Origin of the sequence: Nocardiopsis dassonvillei subsp. dassonvillei DSM 43111 (assembly GCF_000092985.1) — a bacterium.
GTDB classification, from domain to species: Bacteria; Actinomycetota; Actinomycetes; order Streptosporangiales; family Streptosporangiaceae; genus Nocardiopsis; species Nocardiopsis dassonvillei.
Genome location: NC_014210.1, coordinates 1,153,875 through 1,167,243, shown reverse-complemented (window position 1 = coordinate 1,167,243; position 13,369 = coordinate 1,153,875). Strand labels below are relative to the sequence as shown.

General features: G+C 72.9%; 12 protein-coding genes. 11 read left to right on the top strand and 1 reads right to left on the bottom strand.

Going from position 1 to position 13,369, the window contains the following annotated elements:
* Positions 1–93 precede the first annotated feature (93 nt).
* Together NDAS_RS04740 and NDAS_RS04735 are read left to right on the top strand one after the other, a co-directional pair.
* Positions 94–1,098 (top strand): aldo/keto reductase family protein, encoded by a 1,005-nt coding sequence (locus NDAS_RS04740; protein WP_013152001.1) that lies wholly within the window; start codon positions 94–96, stop codon positions 1,096–1,098.
* Positions 1,099–1,254: 156 nt separating this feature from the next.
* The gene (locus NDAS_RS04735; RefSeq protein ID WP_013152000.1) at positions 1,255–1,614 is read left to right on the top strand and encodes a DUF1622 domain-containing protein; all 360 of its coding nucleotides are present in this window, start codon (positions 1,255–1,257) and stop codon (positions 1,612–1,614) included.
* Between the two features lie 41 nt (positions 1,615–1,655).
* Here the strand turns inward: NDAS_RS04735 and NDAS_RS04730 are convergent, their stop codons facing one another.
* Positions 1,656–1,862 carry a hypothetical protein gene (locus tag NDAS_RS04730; RefSeq protein WP_013151999.1) on the bottom strand — a complete coding sequence of 69 codons (207 nt, stop codon included), beginning with the start codon at positions 1,860–1,862 and terminating at the stop codon, positions 1,656–1,658.
* Between the two features lie 207 nt (positions 1,863–2,069).
* Between NDAS_RS04730 and NDAS_RS04725 the strand changes: the two genes are divergently transcribed.
* The 9 genes from NDAS_RS04725 (at position 2,070) to lipA (ending at position 13,185) form a co-directional block, all read left to right on the top strand.
* Positions 2,070–3,065 (top strand): bifunctional adenosylcobinamide kinase/adenosylcobinamide-phosphate guanylyltransferase, encoded by a 996-nt coding sequence (locus tag NDAS_RS04725; RefSeq protein WP_041552374.1) that lies wholly within the window; start codon positions 2,070–2,072, stop codon positions 3,063–3,065.
* Between the two features lie 137 nt (positions 3,066–3,202).
* Complete coding sequence (locus tag NDAS_RS04720; RefSeq protein ID WP_013151997.1) at positions 3,203–3,961, top strand: adenosylcobinamide-GDP ribazoletransferase; 759 nt, start codon at positions 3,203–3,205, stop codon at positions 3,959–3,961.
* Between the two features lie 343 nt (positions 3,962–4,304).
* Positions 4,305–5,804, top strand: coding sequence for a leucyl aminopeptidase (locus NDAS_RS04710; protein WP_081461698.1), 1,500 nt, complete (start codon positions 4,305–4,307; stop codon positions 5,802–5,804).
* A gap of 140 nt (positions 5,805–5,944) precedes the next feature.
* Positions 5,945–7,321 carry a dihydrolipoyl dehydrogenase gene (gene lpdA / locus NDAS_RS04705; RefSeq protein ID WP_013151995.1) on the top strand — a complete coding sequence of 459 codons (1,377 nt, stop codon included), beginning with the start codon at positions 5,945–5,947 and terminating at the stop codon, positions 7,319–7,321.
* Positions 7,322–7,424: 103 nt separating this feature from the next.
* Entirely contained in the window at positions 7,425–9,227 is a 1,803-nt protein-coding gene (gene sucB / locus NDAS_RS04700) for a 2-oxoglutarate dehydrogenase, E2 component, dihydrolipoamide succinyltransferase (RefSeq protein ID WP_013151994.1), read from the top strand.
* Between the two features lie 303 nt (positions 9,228–9,530).
* Positions 9,531–10,097: an NADPH-dependent FMN reductase gene (locus NDAS_RS04695; RefSeq protein WP_013151993.1), complete on the top strand. Its 567-nt coding sequence runs from the start codon at positions 9,531–9,533 to the stop codon at positions 10,095–10,097.
* Positions 10,098–10,496: 399 nt separating this feature from the next.
* Positions 10,497–11,423, top strand: a complete 927-nt coding sequence (locus tag NDAS_RS04690; protein WP_013151992.1) for a TIGR01777 family oxidoreductase — start codon at positions 10,497–10,499, stop codon at positions 11,421–11,423.
* A 10-nt stretch (positions 11,424–11,433) separates the two neighbouring features.
* Complete coding sequence (lipB, locus tag NDAS_RS04685) at positions 11,434–12,138, top strand: lipoyl(octanoyl) transferase LipB (protein ID WP_013151991.1); 705 nt, start codon at positions 11,434–11,436, stop codon at positions 12,136–12,138.
* A gap of 93 nt (positions 12,139–12,231) precedes the next feature.
* The gene (gene lipA, locus NDAS_RS04680) at positions 12,232–13,185 is read left to right on the top strand and encodes a lipoyl synthase (RefSeq protein WP_013151990.1); all 954 of its coding nucleotides are present in this window, start codon (positions 12,232–12,234) and stop codon (positions 13,183–13,185) included.
* Positions 13,186–13,369 lie beyond the last annotated feature (184 nt).

Sequence of the window (13,369 nt, the reverse complement as noted above, 5' to 3'; positions counted from 1 at the left end):
GCCGAGCCCCCGCTCCCCTCCGGTTGGGAGCGCTTCCACCCGCACGGCGTAGAACCTCGCGAACGGGCACAATCCCCTACTAGAGTGCTCGACATGGAATTTCGGCATCTGGGCAACAGCGGTCTCATGGTCAGCGAGATCGCCTACGGGAACTGGATCACGCACGGATCCCAGGTGGAGGAGGACACGGCCAGGGCCTGTGTCCGCGCGGCGCTGGACGCGGGTATCACCACGTTCGACACCGCCGACGGCTACGCCGGGGGCAGGGCGGAGGAGGTGCTCGGCCGCGCGCTGAAGGGCGAGCGCCGGGACGGGCTGGAGATCTTCTCCAAGGTCTTCTGGCCCACGGGTGAGGGCAAGAACGACCGGGGTCTGTCCCGCAAGCACATCGTCCGCAGCGTGGAGGACTCCCTGCGCCGCCTGGGGACCGACTACCTGGACCTGTACCAGGCCCACCGATTCGACTACTCCACCCCGCTGGAGGAGACCGTGCGGGCCTTCGAGGACCTGGTCCGCCAGGGCAAGGTCCTCTACGTCGGCGTCTCCGAGTGGCGCGCCGAGGAGATCGAGCAGGCGCTCAAGATCGCCGACGAGATGGGCTTCGACCGCATCGTCTCCAACCAGCCGAAGTACAACATGCTGTGGCGGGTCATCGAGACCGAGGTCGTTCCGCTCTCCGAGCGCGAGGGCGTCGGCCAGATCGTGTGGTCGCCGATCGAGGGCGGTGTCCTGAGCGGCAAGTACAAGCCCGGACAGGAGCTGCCCGCCGGTTCGCGCGCCGCCGACCCCGGCGGCGGCCGCTTCCTGAGCGACCAGATGAAGGACCAGGTCATGCTGGAGCGCGTGCAGCGGCTGGAGCCGCTGGCCGCCGAGGCGGGTCTGACGCTGGCGCAGCTGGCCGTGGCCTGGGTGCTCCAGAACCCGAACGTGTCGGCCGCGATCATCGGCGCCTCCCGCCCCGAGCAGGTGGAGGGCAACGTCAAGGCCGCGGGGGTCAGGCTGGACGCCGAGCTGATGGCGCGGATCGACGAGGTCCTGGGCGACAGCGTCCAGCGCGACCCGGCGCTGACCAGGAGCCCCGAGAACATCCGCGGCTAGCCGCGCCCGGGCGGTGTTCGGCGCCGAGGGCCCGGCCGTCCCCAGGACGGCCGGGCCCTTCCGTGTTCCGGGCACCCCTCCGCGCGGCCCCCGGTGTCGCCCCCGCCCGACCTGGGTAGCTGCCGGTCCGCACGCACGCGGCACGGAGGGGGCTCCATGGACATCGCGCACGTCATCGAGGCGGTGGGCACCGCGGTCGACGTCGCCGGGGTCGGCGTCATCGTCGTCGGGGCCCTGGGCGCGACCGCGCTGTTCCTGTACCGGTGGGTGAGCGGGCACGGGCTGGACGCGGCCTACCGGCCCTACCGGCAGGGGCTGGGCCGGGCGATCCTGCTGGGCCTGGAGTTCCTCGTCGCCGGGGACATCATCCGCACGGTCGCGGTGTCGCCCACCTTCGCCAGCGTGGGGGTGCTCGCCGGGATCGTCCTCATCCGGACCTTCCTCAGCTTCTCCCTGGAGGTGGAGCTGGAGAACCGCTGGCCGTGGCAGGGCCGCTCCCTCACCGGCACCGGCTGACCCGCCGCCGGAGGCCTTCGCGGCCCCCGGGCGGACGGGCGCTACTCGACGGGCTCCAGGGACATCGCGTAGACCTCCGTGTCTCCGTCGAGCAGGGCGACGCGTCCCACGCCGCCCTCGGCGAGCTCCTGCCAGTTCTCCCCCAGCCAGCTCTCCGCGTCGCCGCGCGAGGTGAACGACTCCGAGGGCAGGTCCTGCCCCAGCGGGTCGGCTCCGTCGGCCTCGAAGTACCGCCAGGTCCACGCCATGTTCGACCGCCCCTTCGTCACGGAGGTCACAGCGCCGGTCACCGTGATCCTGGCCCGAGCTTAACCAAGCCTTGGCGGAGGATGCTGTTTACTTTTTCGGTGCGTATCCGATTTCTCGGGACTGCCGGGCACTCGGGGTGGCCCGCCCCCCAGTGCACCTGTGCCTCCTGCAACAAGGCCCTCTCCGAGCGCCGCCTGCCCCTGCGCGTGACGGTGGACGACCGTTTCCGCGTCCGTGAGGCGGGGGTGGTCGGCCCGGTGCCGCCGGGGTACTCGGTGAGCCCGACCCCCGACGGCGTCCTGGTCGAGGGCCCCGACGGGGGCAGGCTGATGTACGCGCGCACGGGCCCGGGGCCCCTGCCCGGCGTCCCCCCGGCGGAGGCGCGCGCCGAGGGCTCCTCCGGCTACTCCTCCGCCCGCCCCGACCAGCAGGTGGACATGGTCATCGTGGACGCCGCGCAGCGCCCGGAGGTCATCGGCGAGCTGCGCCGCTCGGGGGTGATCGGGGTGACCACGGCCGTCGTCGCGGTCGGCGGCGACCACCGCGTCCGCTCACCCGAGGAGTTCGCCCGCCGGGCCCGGCTGTGGGGCGCCCTGGTGCCGGGCGACGGGCAGGTCCTGTCGTGCCCTCCGGCGGTGTGGCCGGAGTCGCGGCCGCGCGGGCCGCACCGGACCCTGGTGACCGGGGGCGCGCGCTCGGGCAAGTCCACCGAGGCGGAGCTGCGCCTGATGTCGGAGCCGAAGGTGCTGTACGCGGCGACCGGTCCGGAGCCCGACCCGGACGCGGACCCCGACTGGGCCGACCGGGTGGCCCGGCACGTGCGGCGCCGCCCCTGGTGGTGGCGCACCGAGCAGACCACCGACCTGGCCGCGCTGCTCAAGGGCGCCCGGGGCGCGGTCCTGGTGGACTGCCTGGGCACCTGGCTGACCCGGGTGATGGACGGGGCGGGGCTGTGGGAGGACAGCCCACCGCCCGACGCGGAGGAGGAGGTGGAGGCGGCGGTCCACGGGCTGCTGGACGCCTGGCGTTCCACCCAGGCCTACGTCGTGGCGGTCACCAACGAGGTGGGGTCGGGTGTGGTGCCCGCGACCCGTGCCGGGGGGCTGTTCCGCGACCACCTGGGCCGGTTGAACCAGTGGGTCGGCGCCGAGTCCGAGGACGTGGTGCTGGTGGCAGCGGGCCGCGTCCTGGAGCTGCCGTGAGCGGTGCCGCCGGCCCCCCTCCACGTGACCCCGCGCCGGACGGGCCTCCCCCGGAGGGCTCGTCTTCGGACGGGCCCGTCCCGGGCGGCTCCCCCTCCGTTCCCTCCCGGGCCGCGGACGCGGTCGCGGGAGCCCGGATGGCGCTGGGCACGTTCACCGTGTTCCCGGTGCGCGCGGGGCGGCTGGACCGCCGCGTGGCCGGGTGGGCGATGGTGTGGGCGCCCGTGCTGGGCGCGCTCCTGGGCGGCCTCACCGGCGCGGCGGCCGTGCTCGGGACGGCGGTCGGCCTGTCCGCCGCGCTGGCCGCGCTGCTGGCCGTCGGGCTGGGCGCGCTGCTGACGCGGGGGCTGCACCTGGACGGCCTGGCCGACCTGGCCGACGGGCTGGGCAGCGCGCGTCCCGCCGAGGGCGCCCTGGAGGTGATGCGCCGGTCCGACATCGGTCCGTTCGGCGTGGTCACCCTGGTGATCGTGCTCGCCGCGCAGACCCTGGCCCTGGGCCAGCTGGCGCAGGCCTCGGCCGAGGCGGCGCTGACGGGCGCGGCGACGGCCGGGGCCGCCGGGCGGCTGGCCGTGGCCCTGGCGTGCACCCCGCGCGTGCCCTCGGCGCGGCCCGAGGGCCTGGGGGCGTTCGTGGCGGGGACCGTGCGCCTTCCGGGTGCGCTGCTGGCCGCCGTCCCCGCGCCGCTGGTGTGCCTGGCGGGCTGGGCGCACGCGCCGGGGTTCGCGCTGGCCTGCGCGCTCGCCGTCGCGGCGGGCCTGCTGGCGGCGGGCCTCCTGCTGCGCCGGGCGGTGCGTCGGCTGGGCGGCGTCACGGGCGACGTGCTGGGCGCGCTGTCGGAGACGGCGGTGACGACGGCGCTGGTCGTGGCCGCGGCGGCCGCGGCCCGGCTGTGAGGACCGGCACGGGGATTCACGGCCCCGGTCGGCGGGCCGCGGGGCGTCCCACCAGGCGGTTTCCTACCGACTGGTAATCGACTTGGGGGTGCCCGATGTCGCGATCATCACATTTTTTCACACAGGTTTCACGGTTCTCGCAGGCGGGAAGGCGGAGACCACCCCGGAGACGGCCCACGACACCCTTCACCGGCGGCCAGAGGCACCCTCGCCGCGCGCGCGGGTCGGACCCGACCCCGCACACCCCCGGCTCCCGCGACCCCCCGCAGCGCCGCGTCAGGGCCCCCGCGGACCCGGGGCGCCGCGTCCCCGCCGGGCGCGCGGGGCGACTAGCATCGGGGACGTGAGCACGTCGTTGTCAGTAAATACGGAGTCCCCCAGTTCGCTCGACGCCGACGCGGTTGTCGTCGGTTACCACTCCGGAGGCGACGCTCCGGAGCCCGCGTCGGGCGCTCATGACGTCGATGCCGCCTTCTCCGGCGGCCTCGCCCAGACCCTGTCGCTCCTGGGAGCGAGCGGCGCCCCCGAGGAGGTGCACACCCTTGCCTCCCTCGGAGCCGTCAAGGCCCCGGTCGTCGTCGCGGTCGGTCTCGGCCCGGCGCCCGCCGAGGGCCCCGTCGACCCCGACATCCTGTCCCGCGCCGCCGGCGTCGCGCTGCGCTCGCTGACCTCGCGCCCCGAGGGCGCGGGCCGCGTCGTCCTGGCCCTGCCCGCCGGGACCGCCGCCGAGGCCGGCGCCGTCGCCCTCGGAGCCCGCCTGGGCGCCTACGGCTTCGACCGGTACCGCACCGCCGCCAAGGACAAGCGCGCCGCCGAGCTGGTCCTGGCCAGCTCCGCCGGGGACGCCCGGGAGGCCGCCGAGCGCGCCGCCGTCCTGGCCGAGGCCGTCAACCTCACCCGCAACCTGGTCAACACCGCACCGGCCGACCTGGCGCCCGAGGACCTGGCCACCACCGCCCAGGAGATCGCCCAGCAGTCCGGCCTGCGCGTCGAGGTCCTGGACGAGGCCGCCCTGTCCGAGGGCGGGTACGGCGGCCTGATCGGCGTCGGCCAGGGCTCGGCCAACCCGCCCCGCCTGGTCCGCCTGGCCCACAGCCACCCCGAGGCCACCAAGACCGTCGCCTTCGTCGGCAAGGGCATCACGTTCGACTCCGGCGGCCTGTCCCTCAAGCCCGCGGGCTCGATGGACTGGATGAAGTCCGACATGGCGGGCGCCGCCTCCGTGCTGGCCGCCATGCGCGCCATCGCCGCCCTGAACCTGCGCGTCAACGCCGTCGGCTACCTGGCCGTGGCCGAGAACATGCCCAGCGGCACCGCCCAGCGCCCCTCCGACGTGCTGACCATCTACGGCGGCAAGACCGTCGAGGTGCTCAACACCGACGCCGAGGGCCGCCTGGTCATGGCCGACGCCCTCGTGCGGGCGCAGGAGGACGCGCCCGACCTGGTCGTGGACATCGCCACCCTGACCGGCGCCCAGCTGGTCGCGCTCGGCACCCGGGTGTTCGCGGTCATGTCCAACGACGACGAGGCGCGCGACCGGATCGTCGCCGCGGCCGCCGAGGCGGGCGAGGCCTCCTGGCCGATGCCCCTGCCCGAGGAGCTGCGCGCGGGCCTGGACTCCGCGGTCGCCGACATCGCCAACGTGGCGGGCGAGCGCTGGGGCGGCATGCTCTCCGCGGGCGTCTTCCTCAAGGAGTTCATCGAGGAGGGCGTCACGTGGGCGCACCTCGACATCGCCGGTCCGTCCTTCAACCAGGGCGGACCGCACGGCTACACCCCGAAGGGCGGCACCGGCGCGGGCACCCGCACCCTGGTCCGCATCGCCGAGGAGTACGCCGGATAGCACCCGCCCAGGGGGGCGGCCTCCCCGAGCCGGAGCGCCGCCCCTCCCGGCCACCGCGGCCGCGCACACCCTCCCTCCGCCCACGCGGGGCCCGGCCGCGGCCACCACCCATCACCAGCCACAACAAGGAGTTCGTTCCCGTGAGTGAGAGCGGCGGCACCTTCGACCTCGTCGTCCTTGGCGGCGGCAGCGGCGGCTACGCGGCGGCACTGCGCGCCGCGGAGCTGGACATGAGCGTCGTCCTGATCGAGAAAGACAAGCTCGGCGGCACCTGCCTGCACCGCGGCTGCATCCCCACCAAGGCCCTGCTGCACTCGGCCGAGGTCGCCGACTCCGCCAAGGAGAGCGAGAACTTCGGGGTCAAGGCCACGTTCGAGGGCATCGACATCCAGGCCGTGCACACCTACAAGGACAAGGTGATCGGCGGCCTGTTCAAGGGCCTGACCGGCCTGGTCAAGTCGCGCAAGATCACCGTCGTCGAGGGCGAGGGCAAGCTCACCGGCAAGGACGAGGTCACCGTCGACGGCGCCGTCTACAAGGGCCGCAACATCCTGCTGGCCACCGGTTCCAAGCCCAAGACCCTCGGGCTGGACATCGACGGCGAGAAGGTCATGACCAGCGACCAGGCCCTCGACCTGGACCGCGTGCCCGAGTCGGTCATCGTCCTGGGCGGCGGCGTGATCGGCGTGGAGTTCGCCAGCGTGTGGCGCTCCTACGGCGCCGACGTCACCATCGTCGAGGCCCTGCCGCACCTGGTGCCGGTGGAGGAGGAGTCCAGCTCCAAGCTGCTGGAGCGCGCCTTCCGCAAGCGCAAGATCAAGTACGAGCTGGGCACCCCGTTCGAGTCGGTCAAGACCACCGACTCCGGCGTCACCGTCACCCTCAAGGGGGGCAAGACCCTGGAGGCCGAGGTCCTGCTGGTGGCCATCGGCCGCGGGCCGGTCTCGGAGGGCCTGGGCTACGAGGAGCAGGGCATCACCCTGGACCGCGGCTTCGTCCAGGTGGACGAGAACCTGCACACCGGCGTGGGCAACGTCTACGCCGTGGGCGACCTCATCCCCACCCTCCAGCTCGCCCACGTCGGCTTCGCCGAGGGCATCTTCGTCGCCGAGCACATCGCCGGGCAGAACCCGCCCGCGATCGACTACGACGGCGTCCCCCGCGTCACCTACTGCGAGCCCGAGGTCGCGTCCGTGGGCCTGACCACCAAGGTCGCCAAGGAGCGCGGACACGACGTCGTGGAGATGAACTACAGCCTCGCGGGCAACGGCAAGAGCCAGATCCTGCAGACACAGGGCGCGGTGAAGGTCATCGCCGAGAAGGACGGCCCCGTACTGGGCGTCCACATGGTCGGCAGCCGCGTCGGCGAGCTGATCGCCGAGGGGCAGCTGATCTACAACTGGGAGGCCCTGCCCTCCGAGGTGGCCCAGCTGATCCACCCGCACCCGAGCCAGTCCGAGGCGCTGGGCGAGGCGCACCTCGCGCTGGCGGGCAAGCCGCTGCACGTCCACGACTGACCGCACCACCGGGGGCGGGCCGCGAGGGCCCGCCCCCGCACACATCCGCGCTGCCCATCAAGGGGTTGGGCAGAGACCGCGCCCAGATCCAACGAGGAAACCCATGCCGACTTCCGTTTCCATGCCCGCCCTGGGTGAGAGCGTCACCGAGGGCACCGTCACCCAGTGGCTGAAGAACGTGGGCGACACCGTCGAGGTGGACGAACCGCTCCTGGAGGTCTCCACCGACAAGGTGGACACCGAGATTCCCTCACCCGTCGCGGGCGTACTCACCAAGATCCTCGTCGACGAGGACGAGACCGTGGAGATCGGCGCGGAGATCGCCGTCATCGGCGGTGAGGGCGAGGGCGCCGACGACGAGGGCGGCGCCGAGCCCGCGGCCGAGGAGTCCGCGCAGGAGCCCGAGGAGACCGAGAAGCCCGAGGAGGGGGCCGCCGAGGAGCCCGAGCCGGAGCCCGCCCCCGAGCCCGAGTCCGGGGCCGGCGCGCGGGCCTCGTCCTCCGACCGGGGCCCGACCACGTCGGTGACCATGCCCGCCCTGGGTGAGAGCGTCACCGAGGGCACCGTCACCCAGTGGCTCAAGAGCGTGGGCGACACCGTCGAGGTGGACGAACCGCTCCTGGAGGTCTCCACCGACAAGGTGGACACCGAGATTCCCTCACCCGTCGCGGGCGTACTCACCAAGATCCTCGTCGACGAGGACGAGACCGTGGAGATCGGCGCGGAGATCGCCGTCATCGGCGGCACCGGGGACGAGCCCCCGGCCGTCTCCGAGGGCGCGGCCCCGGCCGAGGCCGAGCCCAAGGCCGAACCGGTGTCGGAGCCCGAGCCCGCCGAGGCCGAGCCCGCCGCGCCCGCCCCGAAGGCCGAGGCCGAGCCCGAGCCCGCCGCGGACCGGGACAAGGACGGCGAGAGCCCGTCCGTGGACATCGGCACCCTCAGCGGCACCGGCCGCGCCTCGGGTACCGACGCCGGGACCGAGGCGTACGTGACCCCGCTGGTGCGCAAGCTCGCCTCCGAGCACGGCGTGAACCTCAGCCGTGTCAAGGGCACCGGCGTGGGCGGCCGCGTCCGCAAGCAGGACGTGCTCAAGGCCGCCGAGGAGCAGAAGGCCGACGCCGCGCGCGCCGCCGCCCCCGCGCCGTCCTCGGCCCCGCGCAAGGGGGCCACCGACACCTCCCTGCGCGGCCGTACCGAGAAGCTCACCCGCCTGCGCCTGTCCATCGCGGACCGGATGGTGGAGTCGCTGCACGTCTCGGCCACGACCACGCAGGTCATCGAGGTGGACGTCACCAAGATCGCCCGCCTGCGCGAGCACTCCGCCGAGCGCTTCGCCGAGCGCGAGGACGTGCGGCTGGACTTCTTCCCGTTCTTCGCGCTGGCCGCGGTGGAGGCCCTGCGCTCCCACCCCAAGCTCAACGCCGTGATCGACAGCGACAAGCAGGAGGTGACCTACCACGACGTGGAGAACCTCGGCGTCTCGGTGGACACCGAGCGCGGTCTGCTGGCCCCCGTGGTCAAGGACGCGGGCAAGCTGGGCCTGGGTGAGCTGGCGCGCAGGCTCAAGGACCTGACCGAGCGCGCCCACACCGGCCAGCTGGGCCCGGACGAGCTGGGCGGCGGCACGTTCACCATCGCCGAGACCGGCTGCACCGGCGCGCTGTTCGGCACGCCGATCATCAACCAGCCGCAGGTGGCCATCCTGGGCACCGGCGCGGTCGTCAAGCGCCCCGTCGTGGTCGAGGACACCGCCATGGGCGACGAGGTGATCGCGGTCCGCTCGATGGTGTACCTGTCGCTGGCCCACGACCACCGCCTGATCGACAGCGCCGACGCCGGGCGCTTCCTCCAGAGCGTGAAGGCGCGTCTGGAGGAGGGCGCCTTCGAGGACGACCTGGGCCTGTAGGCCCGGGCCCCGGAGGCCCCCACACCACCCGCCGGGCCGGGTGCCGCGACGGCACCCGGCCCGGCTCGTCCTTTATTGGGGAATGTGTTGTCCGATTTGACCTCAAGACCTGTTGAGGTCCTAGCGTTGACCTGTCCCCTCGGGAGTGTTCCGCGGAGGCTTTCGGATCAGCGAAACGCCCCAAGGAACACGACCCAAGAACCGACGGTGCGCCGCGCGGCTCCCTGAGCCGGTCCGCGCGTGCCCGCCTGACGTGCCCGCTCACGTGTGGGCCGAGACGGCACCAAAGAAGCAAGGACCCACATGGACAACCTTCGGATCGCGGTCATCCTCGGCGGAAACCGCCGGGGCCGCACCGGACCCGCCGTCTCCCGCTGGTTCGTGGACCGGGCCCGGAAGTACCCGGACCCCTCCGTGGCGTTCGACTTCCTCGACGTGGAGGACATCAGCCCGCAGGACGGCCACGGCGGCCCGATGGCCCCGGAGCCGGCGCACACGGTGGAGGCGGCCGACGGGTACGTCGTGCTGACCCCGGAGTACAACCACGGCTACCCGGGCGAGCTGAAGAGCGCCATCGACGCCGCGCGCCGTGAGTGGTTCGGCAAGGCGGTGGGCTTCGTCTCCTACGGCGGGATGTCCGGCGGCCTGCGGGCGATCGAGCAGCTGCGGTCGGTCTTCTCGGAGCTGCACACCGCCACGATCCGCGACACGGTCAGCCTGCACAACGCTCAGACGATGTTCGGCCCCGACGGAACCCCGGTGGTGGACATGTCGTCCGCGGAGGCCGCCGTGGAGCGGATGCTGCGCCAGCTGGCGTGGTGGGCGCTGGCCCTGCGGGAGGCCCGGGAGCGGCGCCCCTACCCCGGTTAGGGGGCTGACCTGCTGAGGGAGCCGCCGCCCCCGAGGAGGCACGCGGCCCGCGCCTCCTCGGGGGCGGCGCGGAGCCCCGCGGCGGGAAAGTGGACGGGGCGGCGCCTCTCGGCACCGCCCCGTCTTTCTACCCCACCAATCACCATCCCCTGATGATCCCCATCATCAAAGGTCTGTGGTCGGGGACGCGGCAGTCAGCCCGACAGCGCGTCGCCCACAGTAGCTCCGCGTTGACGCGGAGTTCCTGTCCCACGTTCAAACTAGAAGACCGAGGGCCCCTCGCGCAGCTCTTTCGAGGAAAAAGCCGAAGAAAAACCGGGCGGGTGTCCTCCGTCGTCCGTTTGGTGTGTCTTCACGCGCGAGGACCGCCCTCCTTCGGGTAGACCCAGGACCATGCGAGTGGCTATCACCGGGGCGACGGGACTCATCGGCAGGGCGCTGGAGGCGTCCCTGCTCGGCGACGGACACACGGTGGTGCGCATGGTGCGCCACCTGCCGCGGGGGCGGCACCACCCGGACGTGGAGGAGGCGGAGTGGCGCCCCGAGCAGGGACGGGTGGACACCGTGGCCCTGCACGAGGCCGACGCCGTGGTGCACCTGGCCGGGGCGCCGGTCGGCCCGGCCCTGTGGACGCGGCACCGGCGCACCCTCATCCGGCGCAGCCGCGTGCGCGGCACCCGCACCCTGTGCCAGGCCCTGGCGGGGATGTCCTCGCCTCCCCCCCGCCTGCTGAGCGCGTCGGGGATGCACTTCTACGGCGACACCGGCGGGCGGGCGGCCACCGAGGACTCCCCGCCGGGCACCGGCTTCCTGGCCGGGGTCTGCCGGGACTGGGAGGAGGCCACCGCCCCGGCCGAGGAGGCGGGCCTGTCGGTGGCGCACATGCGCACCTCGGTGGTGCTCGACCGCTCGGGCGGCATGCTGGGCACGCTGCTGCCGCTGTACCGGGCGGGGCTGGGCGGGCGTCTGGGGTCGGGGCGCCAGTACATGAGCTGGATCGCCATGCGCGACCAGATCGGGGCCGTGCGCTTCCTGCTGGAGCACCCCGAGATCACCGGCCCGGTGAACATGTGCGCGCCCGAGCCGGTGACCAACGCCGAGTTCACCAGGGCGCTGGGCCGCGCCCTGCGGCGCCCCGCCGTCCTGCCGGTCCCGGCTCCGGCGATGCGCGCGGTGCTGGGGGACTTCGCCGAGGAGACCGCGCTGATCGACATGAGGGCCGAGCCCGAACGCCTCACGAAGGCCGGTTATTCCTTCGCGCTGCCCACCGTGGACAGTGCGCTATCCGACATCCTGGCCAGACCCGCACAGTCCACCGGGGCGTAAGGTTGGATGTGTGAGTGATCTCGTTTACGCATGGCTGGGCGACACTCCCGTCCCGTACCACCAGGGCTGGGATCTCCAGAAGCGGCTCCACGAGAGCCGGGTCGCCGATGAGGTGCCCGACACCGTCCTGTTGCTGGAACACGAGCCCGTGTACACCGCAGGAAAGCGCACCGGGAGGTGGGATCGTCCCATCACCGACCCCGGGGCGCCCGTGGTGGACATCGACCGGGGCGGCAAGATCACCTGGCACGGCCCCGGTCAGCTGACGGTGTACCCCATCGTCCGGCTGCCGGACCCCGTCGACGTGATCGCCTACGTCCGGATGCTGGAGGAGGCCATCATCCGCACCATCGCGGAGTACGGCCTGACCGGCACGCGGGTGGAGGGGCGCACCGGGGTGTGGCTGGCCGCCGACCCCGAGCGCGGCCTCATCGAACGCAAGGTGGCCGCCATCGGCTGCCGGATCGCCCGCGGGGTCGGGATGCACGGGCTCGCGTTGAACTGCAACAATGACATGTCGTGGTACGACCGGATCGTCCCGTGCGGAATCACCGACGCCGGAGTCACCTCGCTCTCCGCCGAACTGGGGCGCGACGTGTCCGTGGCCGACGCGCGGCCCCGGATGGAACGCCATCTGGCGGACCTGCTCGGCGCGCGGGAGTACCGCCACACCGACGGCGCGGACCTGCTCTCCGGCGCCACCGCGCGTGGATGACACACCACACCATGAGCCAGTCCCCGCGGGGACGCCGAGCCCCCACGAGGGGAAGGGTCCCCGGCACGGGGCACAGAAGGGAACGGGTTCACGTTGACCATCGCTCCTGAGGGCCGCAGGCTGCTGCGCGTGGAGGCGCGCAACAGCGAGACCCCCATCGAGAAGAAGCCGCCGTGGATCAAGATCAAGGCGCACATGGGGCCCGAGTACACCGAGCTCCACTCCCTGGTCAAGAGCGAGGGCCTGCACACGGTCTGCCAGGAGGCCGGGTGCCCCAACATCTACGAGTGCTGGGAGGACCGCGAGGCGACCTTCCTCATCGGGGGCGACCAGTGCACGCGGCGCTGCGACTTCTGCAACATCGCCACCGGCAAGCCCACCGCCCTGGACCGCATGGAGCCGACCAAGGTCGCCAACTCCGTGAAGACCATGGGCCTGCGCTACGCCACCATCACCGGTGTGGCCCGTGACGACCTGGAGGACGGCGGCGCCTGGCTGTACGCCGAGACCGTCCGCAAGATCCACGAGCTCAACCCGGGCACGGGCGTGGAGCTGCTCATCCCCGACTTCAACGCCGACCCCGACCAGCTGGCCGAGGTGTTCGGCTCGCGTCCGGAGGTGCTGGCGCACAACGTCGAGACGGTGCCGCGGATCTTCAAGCGCATCCGTCCGGGCTTCCGCTACGAGCGCTCCCTCAAGGTGATCACCGAGGCGCGCGCGGACAACCTGGTCACCAAGTCGAACCTGATCCTGGGCATGGGCGAGACCCGTGAGGAGATCAGCGAGGCGATGCGCGACCTGCACGAGGCCGGGTGCGACCTGCTGACCATCACCCAGTACCTGCGCCCCTCCAAGCTGCACCACCCGATCGACCGGTGGGTCAAGCCGGAGGAGTTCGTGGAGCTGGGCCAGGAGGCCGAGGAGATCGGCTTCGCCGGTGTCATGTCCGGGCCGCTGGTGCGCTCCTCCTACCGGGCGGGCCGCCTGTACAAGCAGGCCCGGGAGAAGCGGGACGCCGAGAACGCCTCCCTGGCGAACAACGCGTAACGAACTTTCCACCCGAGTCGTGACCAAGCTGGAACGGTGGCCCGCTGGCCACCGTTCCTCAGTTACGGGCACCCGCACATATCCTGATGTGGGCAGGCGCCCGTCGGTGGCGCCGCGAGGCGCCGCACCCACGACGACCGCGAAGAGGAGGCAAGGCAGCCGAGGGAACTCCTTCCCCGCCGAT